Here is an 18298-nt window from a genome sequence, read left to right as displayed (position 1 = left end):
ATATCAGGTTTACAGGAGCCGCTCTTTCTTTCACTTATATACATGACTGCAGGTCAAGTCAGGAGGTGGCTGACAATGGATCAGGTTTTTATAGAAGAAGCGGTCAGACAGATCGGCAATCTCGGCTTTCCGGCTCTGATTGCCATGTATCTTCTCACACGGTTTGAGAAGAAGTTTGACGCCCTGATCGAACTGATGACGGAACTGAAAGATCAGAAAATGAAAAATTAATTTTCACACGAAGTTGACTTTTCATCGGAACGCATCACTTAACAAAGCAGAAGGGAAAACGAAAGGCCTTTCACATTCTCTTTCTGAAAAAACAAAGCTTGAGAGGAGACGATTTACATGTCAAAAGAAAACAACTGCAATATCCCGCAGCCGATCAGAGGAGACAAAGGAGCGACCGTCACGATTCCGCGCAACCTCGAAAGAGACCGCCAAAATCCGGATATGCTGACGCCGCCGGAAACGGATCACGGCACAGTGGATAATATGAAATTCTCTTTCTCAGATGTGCATAACCGGCTGGAAAAGGGCGGGTACGCGCGTGAGGTAACCGTTCGCGAGCTGCCGATTTCTGAAAATCTGGCATCTGTCAACATGCGTTTAAAACCGGGCGCCATCCGTGAACTGCACTGGCATAAAGAAGCCGAATGGGCATATATGCTGACGGGCAAAGCGCGGGTCACGATCGTTGATGAACAGGGACGCAGTTTTATCGATGACGTGAAGGAAGGAGATCTGTGGTACTTCCCGTCAGGCCTGCCGCACTCCATTCAGGCGCTGAAAGAAGGCTGTGAATTCCTCTTGGTTTTTGATGACGGTTCCTTCTCAGAAAACAGCACATTCCAAGTGACTGACTGGCTTGCCCACACGCCGCTTGATGTCATCGCCAACAATTTCGGGGTTTCAGAAAAAGACCTCGCCGGCCTGCCTCGGAAAGAAAAATACATCTTTGAAGAGCCGGTTCCCGGGAAGCTGAAAGACGACATTGTGGAAGGCCCGAACGGCGAAGTGCCTTATCCGTTCACTTACCGCCTGCTCGATGAAGGTCCGACTGCTGAGACGGACGGCGGCAAAGTATATATCGCGGATTCCACAAACTTCAAAGTGTCCAAAACGATCGCTTCAGCGCTTGTCGTGGTCGAACCGGGCGCAATGAGAGAGCTGCACTGGCATCCGAATACGCATGAATGGCAGTATTATATTTCCGGTAAAGGGCGGATGACGGTTTTTGCATCGGACGGCCATGCAAGAACATTTAACTATCAGGCCGGGGATGTCGGTTACGTCCCGTTCGCAATGGGCCACTATGTGGAGAATTTGGGGGATGAGCCGCTCGTCTTCCTGGAAATCTTCAAGGATGACCACTATGCCGATGTGTCCCTGAACCAATGGCTTGCCATGCTTCCTGAGAAATTCGTCCAGCAGCATCTGGATCTGGGCAAAGACTTTACGGATATTCTTTCGAAAGAGAAACACCCTGTCGTCAAAAAGAAATGCTGAAGATACACACCCGACTTGCAGAGTTCCGTCTCTGCAAGTCTCCTCTGTGTGAAAAGGAGCTGAACAGATGATCAATCAAAACGGGACGAAAATGTTTTTTCTTCAGGTGCTCCGGTATGCCCTGGCAGCCGCTGCTGTATTATTCGGGTATTTCATCGTGATGATGGCCGTATTTTCATTAGCCGGGACGAGCTACGGATCGATGGCGTACGTCCTGCTTTTTTCCGTGCTTTTTATTCTTCTCGGTTTATGTTTTGAACCGCTTGAACGGCTGATGATACATAGCTTTACCTTTTTTGGGACGGGCAGGCTGCCTTTTCTCCTTTTAGCCGGCACCGTTCAGCTGCTGTTCCTCTGGATGACCGCGTATACGACGGATAAACTGATTGAAAAGATTTGGCTGTCAACGACGGAGGAGCTGATTGTGGCGGGGGTTTTTTTCGTTTTGGATAAATGCGTCTCCGGACAAAAGCAGCCCCGGGCGCAATAAAAAAACGCAGGCCGGAATGGCTCTGCGTTTTTTTTTCATCTTACCGTTGCGTTTTCATGCCGGATTAAATCGTAGGTTAAGCAGACCGGTTTGTTCGTGCGCGGATCTTTTACAATCTGTGCGTCAATTTGAAACACGTCTTCCAATATGCCGGGAGTCATGACTTCCTCCGCCGTTCCTTCCTTGATGACGCGCCCTTTTTTCAGGGCGATCATGTAATGGGAAAAACGGGCGGCATGGTTCAGATCATGAATGACCATTAAAATGGTGCGGCCCTGCTCCTTGTTTAATTTGTCCAGCAGCTGCAAAATTTCAAGCTGATGGGCGAGATCTAAATAAGTGGTCGGTTCATCAAGAAGCAGCAGCTCCGTTTCTTGAGCGAGCGCCATGGCGATCCACACACGCTGCCGCTGCCCCCCGGAAAGCGCTTCGATCGGCCGGTCGTAAAATTCGGCCATCCCCGTCTCTTCAAGCGCCCATTTGATCATGTCACGGTCTTTATCACTCAAGCGGCCCATTCCGGACTGATGCGGAAACCTGCCGTAAGAAACAAGTTCGTACACCGTCAGCCCGCTCGGCGCTTCAGGCGTCTGCGGAAGAATTGCCATTTCCTTGGCGATGTCCTTCGTGGATTTTTGCATGATCGCCTGTCCGTTTAAATAGACGGCGCCGGATTTCGGTTTCATGATTCTTGACATCGTTTTGAGAACCGTCGATTTTCCGCAGCCGTTCGGACCGATCAGCGTTGTAATTTTTCCTTTCGGGATGGCGATATCCAATTCTTTCGCTATCAAACGGTCGCCATAACCGACAGTAAGCTGTTCCGCCGATAATGAGTTCATCGCGGCAGTCTCCTTCCTCTATTTCGTTTTCATCAGCAAATATACAAAATACGGCGCTCCGAGCACGGAAATCACCAGGCCGACGGGAACTTCGGACGGTGCAAGCACATTTCTCGCCAGCGTATCGGCAAGCAGAAATAAAAATGCTCCGATCAAAGCTGAAACCGGGATAAGCGTCTGGTGGCGCGGCCCGGTAAGCCTTCTGGCCAAATGCGGCGCAATGAGTCCGAGAAAAGCGATTCCGCCGGCTGCCGCAACACATGACGCGGTCAGGGCAACGGCGGACATCAGCAGAACGCGCCGCTCCTTTTCAACCTTGGTGCCAAGCCCCGCCGCCAGCTGATCACCGAGCTGGAGCACATTTAAATACCTGGCTTTATAGAGGCTGAACGGTAAAAGAACCAGCAGCCACGGCAAAATGGACAGCACCATTTTCCAATTGGCGTTCCAAATCGAACCGGAAATCCATACAAGCGCCTGCATGAAATCCCGCGGGTCCATTTTCAGCTGAAAAATCAAGAGAAGCGCATTAAACCCCGCATTGACGCCGATCCCGACCAAAACGAGCCGGACAGGTGAAACGCCTTTTTTCCAAGCCAGCACATAGATGAGCAGCGCAGCCAGAAAAGCCCCCGCCAAAGCGCTCACCGGAAGCAGCCATGTACTGGCCATGCTTAGATCAACAGCTGACCCTTGGAAAAAGAAGATAAACAGAACGACCGCCAAAGACGCCCCGGCGTTAATACCGAGAATGCCCGGCTCCGCCAAGTCATTTTGAGACACGCTTTGAAAAATCGCGCCTGAAACCGCGATTCCTGCGCCGACAAGCAATGACAGCACCATGCGCGGCAGTCTGAATTCAAATAAAACGAGCTGATCCCGGGCATCCCCCTGTCCGAAAAAGACACGCATCGTATCAAGTGGCGCAATCCGGATCACACCCATGTTTAAGCTGATAAAAAAGACGATGCATATGAGCACAAACGTAACGGCCATGACCGCCAGCGGTTTTTTCGATTTTACATTCATTACAGCCCTCTCCTTTCCCTGCGCGCCAAATAAAAGAAAAAGGGAACGCCGATAAGGGCGGTTAAAGCGCCGACCGGTGTTTCAAACGGCGCATTGACGAGTCTTGCGGCAATATCACTGAAAACTAACAGAACGGCGCCGAATACCGCCGAACAGGGAATGATCCACCTGTAATCTACCCCGACTAAAAATCGGGTGATATGCGGAATCACCAAGCCGATAAAAGAAATGGCTCCGGCGACTGAGACTGAAGCCCCCGTCAAGAGGACAACGACAAACATTCCGATTACTTTCACAAGCGATGTGTACTGCCCGAGCCCTTTGGCCAGTTCCTCACCCAAGCTCAGCACCGTCACTGAGCGCGCAATCAGAAATGCCAGCAATAGTCCGATAACACCGGCCGCCAACAGCAGCTGCACGCCTTCCCATTTCACAGAAGCAACTCCTCCGGCATACCAGAACTTCACATCCTGGGCGACATCAAAACGGATCGCAATCGCGCTTGAAAGCCCCGTTAAGAAATAGCCGACTGCCGTACCGGCCAGCGCGAGCTTCACCGGTGTCAGCCCGCCTTTTGAAAACAGGCCGATGCCAAACACAATAAGCGCTCCGATTCCCGCTCCCGCAAAGGACCACAAAACAAGTCCCGCCGCAGACAGACCCGGAAAAAAAGCAAATGCCAATGCGATCGCAAATCCTGACCCCGACGTCACGCCCATAATGGAAGGCTCAGCAAGCGGGTTCCGCGTCAGCCCCTGCATAATCGCTCCGGACACAGCTAAAAAAGCCCCGACGAGCGCGGCGGCGGCGGTTCTCGGCAGCCTCAGATCGCGTATGATTTGATGAGATGTATTTTGCGGCTGAAAGTGAAAGAGAGCATCCCACACCGTCCGCAGATGAATATCGGCAGCTCCGATGGAAACAGACAGAGCGGCGCCGATCAATAAAACCGCAATACCGGCACACAGCAGCACAGCCGCTCTGAATGAACGCGCCGTCCACTGGATTTCACTCCCCGATGCCCCTTGAGCCGTCATTGTCTGTTTCTTTTTCAATAGACCCAACACTCGTTCTTCCTTTCTCAAAACAAGAATGGTAATGATAATGATTATCAATGACTTGTTTCAGTATAGCACTTTTATCTTCTCTTTTAATAGACCTAATTTCATATAAAAAAAGAAAGTTTTTCTTAAAAAAGAGCGTGCTTCTCTATGAAAGCAGTGATATAATCACACTGATAATGATTCTCTTTATCACTAATTTTTATGAAAGAAGGAATGTCAGATGTTCCATACATACAAGAAAATCGGCGCAGCGCTGATTGCCATGCTGCTCATCGCCGCTTTGGCCGCATGCGGCAATTCTTCAGACACAAAAGGTTCTTCTGAAAAAGAAGAAACCATCACGTATAAAGCCGAAAACGGCAATATTAAAATTCCGAAGCACCCGAAACGGGTCGTCGTCATGGCTGACGGCTACTACGGCGACTTTAAACAGCTCGGCATCAATGTTGTCGGCGCGCCGCAAAACGTATTTAAAAACCCTTATTACAAAGGGAAAACAAAAGGTGTGACAAACATCGGCGACGGCGCGTCCGTTGAAAAAATCATTGACTTAAAGCCGGATTTAATCGTGGTCTGGACGACACAAGGCGCCGATATTGAAAAACTGGAAAAAATCGCGCCGACCATCGCCATTAAATATGACAAGCTCAGCAACATTGATCAATTCAAAGAGTTTGCGAAAATGACAGGCACTGAAGATAAAGCAGACAAATGGCTGGCTGAATGGGATAAAAAAACCGCTGCCGCTAAAACAAAGGTTCAAAAAGCGGTCGGCTCAAAAACCATCTCCATCATGCAGACAAACGGAAAAGACATCTATGTATTCGGTAAAGACTTCGGCCGCGGCGGAAGCATCATTTATGACAAACTCGGGCTGAAGGCCACAAAACTGACGCAGGAAAAAGCCATTAATCAAGGGCCGGGCTACGCCAGCATTTCACTCGAGAAACTGCCTGACTTCGCGGGAGACTACATCTTTATGGGGCCATGGCAGGCCGGCGGTGACGACAAAGGCGTGCTTGACAGCTCAATCTGGAAGAACCTCGATGCCGTCAAACAAAACCATGTCTACCGCATTGATCCGATCGGCTTCTATTTCTCAGACCCGATCTCACTTGAAGGCCAGCTCGACTACATCACAAAAAGCTTAACGAAGTAACCCCGAAGCCGCTGTCACAGCGGCTTTTTATTACGCTTAAAACTTGACAAAAAAATTCATTTATGCTATAATTTACATTTTTAGATTAACATGTATAATAAGATTCTCCCGGCCGGAGATTGATGTAAATAACGGAGGATCTTTATATGAAAGAAAACAAGGCGAGTATGACTTCCCTGCTGTGCGCTTTCGGAAGGGCGTACCACAGTAAATACGACACCCCGGTGATATTTGATGATTTTTTGGCACAAGATCTGATTTCTGAAAAAGAGTATTCGGACATCCGCGATCATCTCATTCAAGGTATATCATTTTTCAATAAAGACATGGCACAGAGGCTTCAAGGCCAACCGGATGACATCTTAAAATGGGTGACTCAAGTACAGCTGTCTCCTACACCGTTAGCCCGTGCCGCATATTGTGAAGAAGTGCTTTTGAATGAAGTGAAGCTCGGGGCCAAACAGTATGTCATCCTTGGCGCGGGACTGGATACTTTCTGTTTCAGACATCCTGAGGTGACAAACGCGTTAGACATATTTGAAATCGATCATCCCGCTTCACAGGAAGACAAAATAAAGAGATTGAAACATCTGAATCTCGACATTTCCCATCATCTTCATTTTGTACCGATGGACTTCGCCGCTTCGCTTTCTTTCAGCCGTCTGTATCAGGAAGGTTTTTCACGCCAAAAAACCTTTTTCAGCCTGCTCGGTGTGTCATACTACCTTACGAAAGAGCATCTCGCACGCCTGCTCACACAATTATTTGCCGAAGTCCCGCCGGGAAGCTCTATCGTGTTTGATTATGCAGATGAGTCGCTCTTTGAAGAAAGAGGACTGTCAAACAGAGTGGAAAACATGGTGAAAATGGCTGCAGCAGGCGGAAAACCGATGTTATCGTGTTTCAGTTATAAAGAAATCGAAAAAATATTAGAATCATCAGGTCTGCTTATTTATGAACATGTATCTCCGGCGGACGTCAATGACCGTTTTTTCAGCGGACGCACTGACCATTTAACCGCATTTGAGACCATTCATTATATACACGCCGTCAAAAAGTAATCCGCTGCCGCAAACAAAAAAAGACATCTCACAGACGTGAGATGTCTTTTTGTCATACCGATGGTCTGTTGTTTGCAAATTTCTTTGAGACGAAAGGATATAACAGCAAACCGACGAAAAACAGCCCGATACCGAGAATAAAGGTCGTTAAATCGGCCGTTCCGGTAATAATGACGTAAAAAGAATAAATGCAGGCAAGGATGGCGATGATACCGTCTCTTACTCTTGAACCCTTTATCTCGTCATACGTTTCACCCGTAAAAATGAGCTTCAGGCTGTAAAACGCTGACACGAGATATGGAATCAGATAAGCGAGCGTCGCCGCCGTCGTTAAAAACGTAAACGCGTCACTGATCGTCCGGGAAATAACCGAAAAGATAAAGATCTGTGACATCACGTTCGTTACGATTAACGACACAACCGGGCTTCCCTGTTTATTCGTTTTTGCAAAAGCAGCGGGAAAGTCTCCTGATTTCGCCGCTTGATACGGAACTTCAGAACCGAGAAGAATCCAGCCGAGCATCGTTCCGAACAGACACAAAATTGCCAGAATCGCCATGATGACGCTTCCCGCGCTGCCGACGATCGCGTACAATACATCAACAAACGGTTTTTCCGAGCCGACAAGCTTACCATGCGGAAGCACGCCCATCGTAATCAATGTCACGATGATATAGATGCCAAGCGCGATCAATAATCCGGTAATGGTGGCGCGTTTCACGTCGCGCTGCGAACGGGCGCGCCCGGATAAAATGACTGCCGATTCAATTCCGACGAACGCCCATAATGTTGAAATCGCCGCATTGTGGATCTGTCCGCCGATTCCCTCAACCGTGTGAGGACCTGTTTGAACAGGAAAATAAAAATGATCGAAAAACGACGTTTGAAATACAAACAAACCTGCAATGATAAAGAAGATAAATCCTAATACTTTTGAAAACGTCGTGACGAAATTTAATTTACTCGCACCGTTAATGCTGGTGACGAGGATCGTGTGAGTGCCCCATAATAAAACCGTACATACGGCAAACGTCAGCAGCTGGCCGAGCGTAACCGCCTGACCGCCGATCGAAAACATTTCACGCTTATCCGTTAAAATCGGGAAAAATGATGTTAAATATCCGGCAAGGCTCGTGATGATCGCCACGTTGCTGATCCAGCTCGCCACCCAGTAGCCCCACACCATCGTGAAGCCCGCAGCATTCCCTTTTTTCCGATCGCTGAACAGCGCACGCGCATAGCTTTGCGGCCCCGCCGTCAGCTCAGGCTTGCGGATGGATAAGTGGCCGAAGACCAGCGCGATCATTAACACACCGGCTCCCGTTAAAAGCCATGCCGATGTGGCGCCGAACGGGCTCGCGATTTTTGCGAGCGTACTCGGGAGCGAAAAGATGCCCGAGCCTACCATATTTCCTACGACAAACGCCGTTAATAACCAAAAACCCCATTTTTTCGTCTGTTCCATTCCTGTACCTCCTGGTTGTTCATTCGTACGGACCAGACCCCGAGACCATATTTACACGCAAAAAAAGCCTGAACAAAAGTCCATGCTTAAAGAAACACACACACCCTTGATCTCCGGATAGCCCTCCGCGAAAAAGCACGCGGCAGTCCTGCACTTATTCAGATACAGTCCCAGCATAAAGAAGGATCGGCTTTCTTTACACTTCGGCGCTGATGCCTTTAACACATGTTTTGCGGCCCCTTATCAGCCTGGCATGTGCGACTCATCATCAAGCGCAACCTCTACCTCACCGAGAAAGAGTGAGGATTTTTATCATTCAATTCTACTCAGAGGTTATCAGAGATAAAAAGATCTGTCAAAGGGAAATATTAGATGGAAAACGGATAGAGCGTTCGCCCTACCCGTCTTATATGGTCAGCGGTTGTTTTTTTTCTTTTGAACAGCTTCTTGAAGCGGATCGTCTTTCAGAGCTGCACTGGCGTCGTCAAGCGCGCCTTGAATGACGTTTTTGTTTTTATCGCTGTTTTTTCCTTTTTCTTTGTTAAAGAAAGCCATCTGTATCACCTCTTTATCAAATATAGGTACACCTATAATGTGTCTTTTTCCGCGGCAGAATATGCGGAATCCGCGTCTCCTTCCTTTTGGCGGAACAGGTAAAGTTTGTTGATCAAACATGCATTCTCTTGATATATTTGTAATTCAGGGGATTTTGGCAAAAATAAAAAGGAGCAGCGAAAAATGACAGGAAAAACACACATCATGGGAGGCATCGCTTCTTGTTCCGCAATTGCGTATTATTACGGGTATGATCCGGTCCTTATGACCTCAGCGGGTGCCCTCGGGGCGCTGATTCCCGACATATGCCATACGAAAAGCAAAATCGGCAGGACGCTGCCCGTTCTGTCCAAAGTCGTAAGCACGGTGTTCGGGCACAGAACGTTTACACACAGCCTGCTGTTTATGCTTATTATGTTTTTCATTACGGCCTCGTATATTCCGAATCCGAGCATTTCCGCCGGACTGATGATCGGAATGGCAAGCCATCTTGTACTTGACGCATGGACTGTCAACGGCATTAAACTGCTGTTTCCGTCCGCCATCCGCTTCCGTCTTCCCCTTTATATGAGAACGGGGAGCTTTTCGGAGCAGCTTGTGCTGGCCGGCTTAACGATTGTATCCTGCTATTATTTATACGAACTGGTTCACGGCCGCATCTCTTAAACAAAAAGCGTCTTTTCGCTTTTAGGGTGAGGAGTCATACATATGAAGAAAACCTTTTTCAGCAATCATCGGTTTTTATGCCTGTCCATCCTGTTCATGTGGATGAAAACCTATGCCGTGTATAAGCTCGGTTTCGGTCTGCAGAACAATTCGGTTCTTGAGGAATGTCTGCTCCTTATTAATCCGCTGAGCTTCATTGTGCCGCTGTTCGGCATCGCCCTCTTGCTGACGGAAAAAAAACAGCGGATCTTTCTGCTTTCGGCAAATGTGATGCTGACGGGAATTTTAATCGCGAATACGGTGTTTTACGGGTTTTATATTGATTTTATCACCATACCGGTTTTGTTTCAGGCAAGCAATATGGGTGATATGGGAAGCAGCGTCCAAGAGCTGTTTCACCCGCTTTATATCGCTTTATTTTTGGATATTGCGATTTTGTTTTATCTTGGAAAAAGGCATAAAGCCGATAAAGGAAAAGCGGGCGCCCGTACCGTTAAAGCGTATGCGTGGGCATCAGCCGGCCTCATGCTGTGCAACCTTGCGCTGTCTGAGGCCGAGCAGCCGAAGCTGTTCAAGCACCCTTTTGATCGTGAAGCGCTCGTAAAAGGAATCGGCCTGTTCCACTTTCATTTGTATGACACCATTTCGCAGACGCTGAATGCAGGGGCTAAAGCGTTTGCCGATGAAGACAGCCTTGCGGCGGTCGCGAATTACACTCAAGCCGGCTACAGCAGGCCGTCCGATTCAAAATTCGGGCTTGCAAAGGGGCGCAATGTGATTTTTGTTACGCTCGAATCAACACAGCGTTTTGTAATGGATGAGCGGGTCAGCGGACGGGAGATTACCCCGTTTTTAAACAAACTGCGAAAAAAAAGTTATGACTTCACTCATTTTTATCAGCAGACTGAACAGGGAAAAACATCAGATTCAGAATTCATTACTGCGAATTCGCTGTATCCGTCTTCAAGCGGCGCCGTTTTTTTCACAAAAAGCGGCCACCGGTTCAATACGATGTACCATATGTTAAAAGACCGTCAATACTATTCAGCCGTTCTGCATGCCAATCATAAAGCCTTTTGGAACCGGGATGAGATGTACGGGGCATTCGGAATCGACCGTTTTTTCGACGCGGATGAATTTAAGGTGACACAGGAAAATTCAACAGGCTGGGGCCTGAAGGATAAGGAGTTTCTCGAACAGTCAGCGGAAAAATTAAAGAAGCTTCCGCAGCCGTTTTACGCAAGCCTGCTGACTTTGACCAACCATTTCCCTTTTGAAATTGATCAACAGGATCAGCTCATTGAGGAACCGGACACAAGCAGCGAGTTATTAAACCGCTATGTGACGACGGTCCGCTATGAAGATGAGGCTCTGAAACACTTTTTCAAGAAGCTGAAAAAAGAAGGGCTGTATGACAACGCGATGATCGTCCTGATGGGAGATCATTACGGTATATCCGAAGCCCATAATCAAGGACTTGCCGAATTCTTAGGGAAAGAGGAAATCACTCCGTTTGATACGGTTCAGCTTCAGCGCGTGCCGTTTATCATTCATATTCCCGGGGTGACCGACCGTGCGCCGGAAACGATTGCTTCGGCCGCGGGACAGGTTGATGTAAGGCCGACGCTGCTTCACCTGCTCGGCATTGAAACGAAAGGCAGCATTCAGTTCGGCAATGATCTGTTTTCCGGAGAGCGGACTCCGTTTGCGGTGCTGAGAAACGGCAGCTTTATCACGGATGACCATATTTATACGAAAAATACGTGTTACAGCCGTAAAACGGGTGAACCGCTTTCTGACATGAGCGCGTGCAGCGATGAGAAAGAAAAAGCGGAACAAGAGCTGATGCTTTCCGATAAAATATTAAACGGCGACCTGCTGCGGTTTTATAAGCAATAAAAAAATCCCTCCGTTATATGGAGGGATTTTTCATGTTTCATATATGAGCCGTCCTGTCATTTTCGTATCATATCCGGATAATTGAGAAAGCTGAGACTTGAATTCCTCAGAATTAAGAATGTCCCGCACGCTTTGAACAAGCTCCCGGTTTTGTTTTAAGACGACCACATCGTACTGCTCACTGATCACCGGGATAAAGTCCGTGCCTGCCATATGCGCCGCATGCAGCGACCCGACTCCGATATCCGCCTTTCCGCTTGATACTTGTGAAGCCGCTGACAGATGATCCGTGACAATGTCATGATATCCGGCGACATCAGACGGCGTGATGCCGAATGATCTGAGCTGTTCATCCAGCAGCACCCTCGCGCCTGATCCTTTTTCGCGATTGACGATGCGGACATCCTTTCGGCTCATGTCCTGAAAGCCCTGAATGTTCAGCGGATTGCCCTTTTTCACATATAATCCGGCCTGCCGCAGCACGACATGAAAAAGCGCAAACGGCTCCCCTGAAAGAATGCGCTTCACATACGGGATGTTATACTGCCCCGTCTCCCCATCGTATAAATGCAGACTGACGATGTCACAAGCCCCGCGGTACATCTCGATCAGGCTGTTCAAACTGCCGCTGTACTTGCGGAGCGGAGCTGCCTGTATTGTTTGTTCCAGCTGTTTGCTGAGGAGGTCCATCGACACATCCTGCCCGCTGATGATAACAGACTGCCTTTTTTCCGGCTCCCGCCCGCGTGACGGGTCAGGCGCTTCTGCTGCGGATGGCTTTTTTGACATTCTCATGTTTGCTTTATATTGTTTTAAGTCCTCTTCATCGACCCTCATCTGTCTTCCGACCCTGTACGCCGGAATGAGTCCTTTTTTTATCAAATCATATACTGTCAGTTTGGAGACCTTCAAAAGGCCCGCAACTTCTTCTATTGTATAGGAAGTGGCTTCTGTCATATTATCACGCTCCGTTTTTATTATAACTGTTCAGATATTGAAAAAAAACCGCACCATCACGTACAATTGCGTTATAATTAGTTTGATCTAATGATATTTAGCTATAAGGGGTGCACAATGTTGAAAAAGAAAGCGACACTACTCACAACTGCGGCTATGGCCGTTTTCCTCGCAACTGCGGGCTGCTCTTCCGGACAATCGTCCAAAGGCGGACAAAACGAAAACGTCACGCTGACCGTTTCTGCAGCAGCCAGCGCTCAGGATGCACTTGAAGAAATCCAGACCAACTACGAAAAATCACATTCAAACGTAACCATTCAAGACAACTTCGGATCATCAGGCACATTGCAAAAACAAATTTCACAAGGCGCGGGAGCTGATTTATTCTTCTCGGCAGCCGAAGATAAATTCGAAAAGCTCGTTCATGACGGAGATATCGACAAAAAGGACAGCACGGATCTTTTGAAAAATGATCTCGTCATGATCGTGCCTGAGAAAAACAGCGCACACCTGACACATCTGAATGACCTGAAAAAAGACAGCACGGAAAAAATCGCGCTCGGCACGCCTGAATCCGTTCCGGCCGGACAATACGCCAAACAGTCACTGACGGCATTATCCCTGTGGGACAAGGTAAAAGATAAAGCCGTCTATGCAAAAGACGTCCGCCAGGTGCTTTCTTATGTTGAAACCGGAAATGTCGATGCCGGGCTTGTCTATAAAACAGACGCGCTGATTTCGAAAAAGGTGAAAATCACCGATGAAGCGCCGGCGAAAACGCACGATCCGATCGTGTATCCTGTCGGCATCGTCAAGGATACAAAGCACCGTAAAGAAGCAGAAGCGTTTTATCAGTATCTGCAGTCAGATGAAGCGATGAAAGTGTTTAAGAAATATGGATTTACTGCCAAGTAACATTACGGCTTCGGAGTTTTTCACTCCCGTCGTACTGTCATTTGAGGTGGCTTTGGCGTCGGGCATCGCCGTCATCATTCTCGGAACGCTTGCCGGCGCCTGGATGGCGAAAGCGCGATTTCCCGGAAAAACGGCTGTGGAGACCCTGTTTATGCTCCCGCTCGTTCTTCCGCCTACCGTTGTCGGCTTCATTCTCATTATCATTTTCGGGAAACACAGCTTTATCGGCCGGGCGATTGAGCGGATTTTTCACCAGCCCGTCATTTTCACGTGGTCGGCCGCGGTGATCGCTTCGGCCATTGTCGCCTTCCCGCTTATGTATCAGTCCGCTAAAACCGGCTTCGCCGCGGTTGATGCTGACATCGAGGGAGCGGCGAAAGTAGACGGAGCCGGCAGGTGGCAGGTGTTCACCCGTATTTCCGTCCCGCTTGCCTTTCCCTCCCTCTTGACCGGAAGCATTCTCAGTATTGCAAGGGCGCTAGGTGAATTCGGGGCGACTTTAATGTTTGCGGGAAATATTCCCGGCGTCACCCAAACGCTGCCGACGGCGATTTACGTCGCGATGGACTCCGGCAATGAAACACTCGCCTGGGTGTGGGTGATCTGTATTGTGATCATTTCTTTTCTGATGCTGTTTTTCATCCAATTGAAAAAGCCCGCTTGACCGATCTGCCTTCCGCGCACCTTTCGCCGGGAGGCTTTTTGATTTAAAATCGGATGGTATATAATGAAACAAAAACACACAAAGGGTGCGGCTATGAAGATTAATGTCATTATCGCGGATGATAATTCTTTCATCAGAGAAGGAATGAAAATCATTTTGCATACATATGAGGAATTTACTGTATCAGCAACGTTGGAAAACGGACTCGAGGCGGCAGAGTATTGTAAGCACAACCCCGTCGATATCGCCTTGCTGGACGTCCGCATGCCGGTGATGAACGGCGTCGAAGCCGCAAAACGGATCGCTGAGGAAACGGATACGAAGCCGATGATCCTGACGACATTTGACGACGATGAGTATATTTTAGAAGCAATTAAAAACGGCGCGAAAGGATATTTATTAAAAAACACCGAACCGGAACGGATCCGCGATGCGATCAAAAGCGTTTTCAACGGGCACAGCATTCTTCAGGACACCGTGCTGGACAAAATAAAAGACAGCCTTTTCCGGCCGGCGGAAGCCGCGCATCAGATTGATGAAAGCCAGTTTACTGAAAGAGAGCTCAGCATCATGTCGCTTATTGCGAAAGGATTCTCGAACAGGGAAATTTCAAAACAGCTTTTCATTTCTGAAGGGACGACGGCCAATTATATTTCATCTATTTTAGGGAAAACGGGGCTTGAGCACAGAACGCAGATCGCCATTTTTTATATCACCGGGAAGGTGGATAACGGGCGTTGAACGGTATGGATTTTTGGATGCTGATGAGCAGACTGATCGCTATTTTTTATACGGCTTTTTTGTTCGTATCGGTAGACCGCCCTTACACGCCGTACGCCGTCTTATTTCTGCTGCTTTATCTGTCTTTGGGCATCGCGGTCTGCATGATCAGGCCGCCCGCTTGGAGGCGCGGGATCACCCTCATGACGCTGGCATTGACCGCTTGGCTTTCCGCCTTAGGCCATCCGGCGTTTCTGTTTCTTTTGCCGCCCGCCATTTTTGCGGTTCTTGCCGAATATCCGGTTCACCGCTATGTGTTCTGCCTGCTCGTGTTTTTGCCGTTTTTATTTATCCCGTACGGCGACCTTCCGACTTATATCGTCATAACCTTGTTCTGTCTGGCGATTTTCGTTTTGGCCGCCCGGTCCGGCAATCGGCTGAAGAAATATGAAGAACAGTCGGACAGCATGCGCTCAAGCATTGAAAAACTGACGAAACAGCTGCACAGCAGCACAGAATATATCAAACAATCGGAGTACACCGGCAAACTCGAGGAAAGAAACAGATTGTCCCAAGCCATCCATGACAAAATCGGCCATTCGATGACCGGCGCGCTCATTCAGATGGAAGCGGCGAAGCGGATGCTCGGCTCCCATCCGGACAAAGCGGCTGAACTGCTCCAAAACGCCATTACCATTTCCAAAGAGGGCATAGAGGATATCCGCATAACGCTGAAAAATATGAAACCGCCCGCTGAACAAATGGGCATTCACAGATTAAGAACGTTTATTGATGAATTTTCGGCCAAAAACGGGATGCCGGTTCCGTTTACGCATCAAGGCGATTTGGACAGGCTGACGCAAATGCATTGGAGAGTCATTCAGGAAAACGTAACCGAAGCTTTAACCAATGCGATGAAATACGCCGATGCCACGCAGATTTTCATTGATATCCATGTGCTGAATAAAGCCGTGAAAGCGGAAGTGAAAGATAACGGAAACGGCGCCGTCCGCTTTAAAAAAGGCCTCGGCATGCTCGGTATGGAAGAACGGGCGGCCGTCCTGCACGGAACCGTTATTTTTGACGGCACGGCCGGTTTTTCCGTCACGACATTGCTTCCGGTTGAATAAGTGAATGTTTTCATGTGAAAAATATGAAGATTCTCATGTCAAAGGAATGAACAGCTGCACTAACGGCCGTTCATTCTTTTTTTTATAATAAGAGCATCATAAGACATAGAGGTGGAAACATGAACATTTTGGAGCTCAAACAGCTGAGTAAGAAATTCGGTGATTATGCCGCCGTTGACCAGATGTCGCTTGCCGTAAAAGAAGGTGAGATTTTCGGGTTTCTCGGCGCAAACGGAGCCGGAAAAAGCACGACGATCAATATGATCTCAGGTCTTTTAAAACCTTCAGGCGGTGACATTCTGTTTCTCGGAAAAGATATTTTCAAATATAGCAAAGCAACGAAAATGAATATCGGCATCGTCCCTCAGGACCTCGCGATTTACGAAGAATTAAACGCCTATGAAAATGTGAAGTTCTTCGCAGGTCTGTACGGCCTGAGAGGGGCGGCTCTGAAAGAACGGGTCGAGGAAGCCCTGACATTCGTCGGCTTGAGCGATAAACACAAATATTTGCCGAAGCATTTTTCCGGCGGAATGAAACGCCGGCTTAATATCGCCTGCGCCCTTGCCCACCGGCCGAAACTGATCATCATGGATGAACCGACGGTCGGCATTGATCCGCAATCAAGAAATTATATTCTGCAATCAGTGAAAAAGCTCAATGAAATGGGCTGCACGATCATTTACACGAGCCACTACATGGAGGAAGTGGAAGAAATATGCACACGCATCGCCATCATCGACCACGGAAAAGTCATCGCAGAAGGCACAAAAGAACAGCTGACCTCCATCATTACCGACACGAAGGACGTCGTGATTGAGCTGTCATCCCGAAACGGCATCAGCCTCGGCGATATTCAGGAGCTGCCCGGCGTCAGAGCCGCCGCACTGGAAGAAAACAGCGTGAAAATCAGCTCTGACACAGGGGTCAACAATTTAAACAGCCTGATCCGGTACTTCATGAACAAAGGCATTGAAATCCGCTCCTTGCAGGAACAGGCACCTGACTTAGAAACGGTATTTCTCACGCTGACAGGCAGAAGTCTGCGCGACTGACCCTATTGAAAGGAGGATTGCAAATGAATATTCTGCACATCGCCGGGAAAGAAATCAAAATCAGTTTCCGCGACAGACGGACTTTTATTTTCATGCTTGCTTTTCCGATCGTCTTCATGCTGATTTTTACCGCGGCATTATCAAACGCCTTTGATTCAGAGGTGACGGTCGGGAACATCAAGGTCGTATATACGGACCAATCAAACGGGACACTTTCTCATTACTTTACTGAGTTTATGAAAAACGCCAAAAAAGAGCATGTCTATTTTCAAAAAGCGGACACGGAGGCAAAAGGCAAAAACGAGGTTCGTGAAAATCAGGCGGATGCTTTCGTCACTGTAAAAAACACCGGTTTTCAAGTCTATACAAATGACCGGAGCGGCATCAACGGCACGATCGTCCAAGGCATGCTGACCGCTTTTACCAATCAATACAAAGCAGGCGCCGCCGCTTACAAGGCGCATAAGCCACCTTCCGCCGGACAAATCAAAAGCGATTATATGAAGCAGACGTCTTTACACAAAGCAAAAGAACCGAAGGCGAAAGATTTTTACGCGATATCCATGACGACGATGATCGGGCTGTACGCCTCGATTTTTGCAAGCTCCTTATTCCGCGGGGAAAGAATACGGCACACCGCGGATCGCCTGATCGCCGCCCCGCTCCGGAAAAGCGATATCTTTCTTGGAAAGATGCTCGGCATTTTGGCTGTGAATGTTCTGACGATTCTTGCCGTTGTCGCCTTCAGCAAATTTATCTTGAAAGCGAACTGGGGCAGCCACATGGGACTTGTGCTGTTGATTCTCGTTTCTGAAATTCTTTTGGCCGTCAGCTTCGGGCTCAGCCTGAGCTATTTGACCAGAAAACCCGAAAGCGCCAGATTAATCACCGTCATCATCGTGCAGGTGATGTCCATTATCGGCGGCGCCTATTACAAATATGAAGGAGGGGGGATTTCCGCCCTGTCGCCCTTATCCTGGATCAATAAGGCGATTAACAACATCATTTACGCAAATGATGTATCAGCGGCATGGCCTGCACTCGGTTTAAATACAGCATTGGCGGCACTCTTTTTGCTGATCGCCGCATTTACGTTTCAAAGACGGGAGGGACTGTAA

At 48.4% G+C, this 18298-nt stretch carries 19 protein-coding genes and 1 riboswitch; of the genes, 13 read left to right on the top strand and 6 right to left on the bottom strand.

Features of this window, described 5'->3' with window-relative positions:
- Positions 1-75 precede the first annotated feature (75 nt).
- From C5I45_RS03905 to C5I45_RS03895, 3 genes are all read left to right on the top strand, one after another.
- Positions 76-231, top strand: a complete 156-nt coding sequence (locus C5I45_RS03905; RefSeq protein WP_012118419.1) for a YvrJ family protein — start codon at positions 76-78, stop codon at positions 229-231.
- Between the two features lie 117 nt (positions 232-348).
- A complete protein-coding gene (locus C5I45_RS03900; RefSeq protein WP_003151773.1) occupies positions 349-1509 on the top strand; it encodes an oxalate decarboxylase family bicupin in 1161 nt (386 codons plus the stop codon).
- Between the two features lie 67 nt (positions 1510-1576).
- Positions 1577-1999: a regulatory YrvL family protein gene (locus C5I45_RS03895; RefSeq protein ID WP_043867414.1), complete on the top strand. Its 423-nt coding sequence runs from the start codon at positions 1577-1579 to the stop codon at positions 1997-1999.
- A 35-nt stretch (positions 2000-2034) separates the two neighbouring features.
- On the opposite strand, the gene C5I45_RS03890 is transcribed toward C5I45_RS03895, so the two are convergent.
- The 3 genes from C5I45_RS03890 to C5I45_RS03880 are packed head-to-tail and all read right to left on the bottom strand — an operon-like array spanning position 2035 to position 4907.
- A complete protein-coding gene (locus tag C5I45_RS03890) occupies positions 2035-2841 on the bottom strand; it encodes an ABC transporter ATP-binding protein (RefSeq protein ID WP_003151771.1) in 807 nt (268 codons plus the stop codon).
- Between the two features lie 18 nt (positions 2842-2859).
- Positions 2860-3870: a FecCD family ABC transporter permease gene (locus tag C5I45_RS03885; RefSeq protein WP_003151770.1), complete on the bottom strand. Its 1011-nt coding sequence runs from the start codon at positions 3868-3870 to the stop codon at positions 2860-2862.
- Positions 3870-4907: a FecCD family ABC transporter permease gene (locus tag C5I45_RS03880; RefSeq protein WP_172401312.1), complete on the bottom strand. Its 1038-nt coding sequence runs from the start codon at positions 4905-4907 to the stop codon at positions 3870-3872. The genes C5I45_RS03885 and C5I45_RS03880 overlap by 1 nt, the downstream gene beginning before the upstream one ends.
- A 247-nt stretch (positions 4908-5154) precedes the next feature.
- On the opposite strand from C5I45_RS03880, the gene C5I45_RS03875 reads away from it, so the two are divergent.
- Positions 5155-6093 carry an iron-hydroxamate ABC transporter substrate-binding protein gene (locus C5I45_RS03875; RefSeq protein WP_043867415.1) on the top strand — a complete coding sequence of 313 codons (939 nt, stop codon included), beginning with the start codon at positions 5155-5157 and terminating at the stop codon, positions 6091-6093.
- A gap of 146 nt (positions 6094-6239) precedes the next feature.
- The gene (locus C5I45_RS03870) at positions 6240-7154 is read left to right on the top strand and encodes a class I SAM-dependent methyltransferase (protein ID WP_063174541.1); all 915 of its coding nucleotides are present in this window, start codon (positions 6240-6242) and stop codon (positions 7152-7154) included.
- Positions 7155-7206: 52 nt separating this feature from the next.
- Here the strand turns inward: C5I45_RS03870 and C5I45_RS03865 are convergent, their stop codons facing one another.
- Entirely contained in the window at positions 7207-8619 is a 1413-nt protein-coding gene (locus tag C5I45_RS03865; RefSeq protein WP_014305798.1) for an amino acid permease, read from the bottom strand.
- Positions 8620-8729: 110 nt separating this feature from the next.
- Positions 8730-8911, bottom strand: a riboswitch (Lysine riboswitch).
- A gap of 122 nt (positions 8912-9033) precedes the next feature.
- Positions 9034-9174 carry a small acid-soluble spore protein SspJ gene (sspJ, locus tag C5I45_RS03855; protein WP_003151760.1) on the bottom strand — a complete coding sequence of 47 codons (141 nt, stop codon included), beginning with the start codon at positions 9172-9174 and terminating at the stop codon, positions 9034-9036.
- Between the two features lie 183 nt (positions 9175-9357).
- On the opposite strand from sspJ, the gene C5I45_RS03850 reads away from it, so the two are divergent.
- Both C5I45_RS03850 and C5I45_RS03845 read left to right on the top strand, forming a co-directional pair.
- Complete coding sequence (locus C5I45_RS03850; protein WP_014305800.1) at positions 9358-9840, top strand: metal-dependent hydrolase; 483 nt, start codon at positions 9358-9360, stop codon at positions 9838-9840.
- 42 nt (positions 9841-9882) lie between these two features.
- On the top strand, positions 9883-11739 hold the full coding sequence (locus C5I45_RS03845; protein ID WP_079004890.1) for an LTA synthase family protein: 1857 nt from the start codon (positions 9883-9885) through the stop codon (positions 11737-11739).
- A 30-nt stretch (positions 11740-11769) separates the two neighbouring features.
- Here the strand turns inward: C5I45_RS03845 and C5I45_RS03840 are convergent, their stop codons facing one another.
- On the bottom strand, positions 11770-12696 hold the full coding sequence (locus C5I45_RS03840; protein WP_015387723.1) for a substrate-binding domain-containing protein: 927 nt from the start codon (positions 12694-12696) through the stop codon (positions 11770-11772).
- Between the two features lie 117 nt (positions 12697-12813).
- Here C5I45_RS03840 and modA point away from each other — a divergent pair, with 117 nt between their 5' ends.
- The 6 genes from modA to C5I45_RS03810 all read left to right on the top strand — a co-directional run bounded on the left by modA (position 12814) and on the right by C5I45_RS03810 (position 18298).
- The gene (gene modA / locus C5I45_RS03835) at positions 12814-13611 is read left to right on the top strand and encodes a molybdate ABC transporter substrate-binding protein (RefSeq protein WP_014305803.1); all 798 of its coding nucleotides are present in this window, start codon (positions 12814-12816) and stop codon (positions 13609-13611) included.
- Positions 13592-14275 carry a molybdate ABC transporter permease subunit gene (modB, locus tag C5I45_RS03830; protein WP_014305804.1) on the top strand — a complete coding sequence of 228 codons (684 nt, stop codon included), beginning with the start codon at positions 13592-13594 and terminating at the stop codon, positions 14273-14275. The genes modA and modB overlap by 20 nt, the downstream gene beginning before the upstream one ends.
- A gap of 93 nt (positions 14276-14368) precedes the next feature.
- On the top strand, positions 14369-15016 hold the full coding sequence (locus tag C5I45_RS03825) for a response regulator transcription factor (RefSeq protein WP_014305805.1): 648 nt from the start codon (positions 14369-14371) through the stop codon (positions 15014-15016).
- A gap of 5 nt (positions 15017-15021) precedes the next feature.
- Positions 15022-16125, top strand: coding sequence for a sensor histidine kinase (locus C5I45_RS03820; RefSeq protein ID WP_046341496.1), 1104 nt, complete (start codon positions 15022-15024; stop codon positions 16123-16125).
- Positions 16126-16244: 119 nt separating this feature from the next.
- The gene (locus tag C5I45_RS03815) at positions 16245-17180 is read left to right on the top strand and encodes an ABC transporter ATP-binding protein (RefSeq protein WP_069448978.1); all 936 of its coding nucleotides are present in this window, start codon (positions 16245-16247) and stop codon (positions 17178-17180) included.
- Between the two features lie 23 nt (positions 17181-17203).
- Positions 17204-18298: an ABC transporter permease gene (locus C5I45_RS03810; protein WP_014305808.1), complete on the top strand. Its 1095-nt coding sequence runs from the start codon at positions 17204-17206 to the stop codon at positions 18296-18298.

This window comes from Bacillus sp. ZY-1-1 (assembly GCF_003047165.1).
Taxonomy (GTDB): domain Bacteria; phylum Bacillota; class Bacilli; order Bacillales; family Bacillaceae; genus Bacillus; species Bacillus velezensis.
Note: the sequence above shows the minus strand (reverse complement) of the source record. Positions and strands in the feature narration are given on the sequence as shown.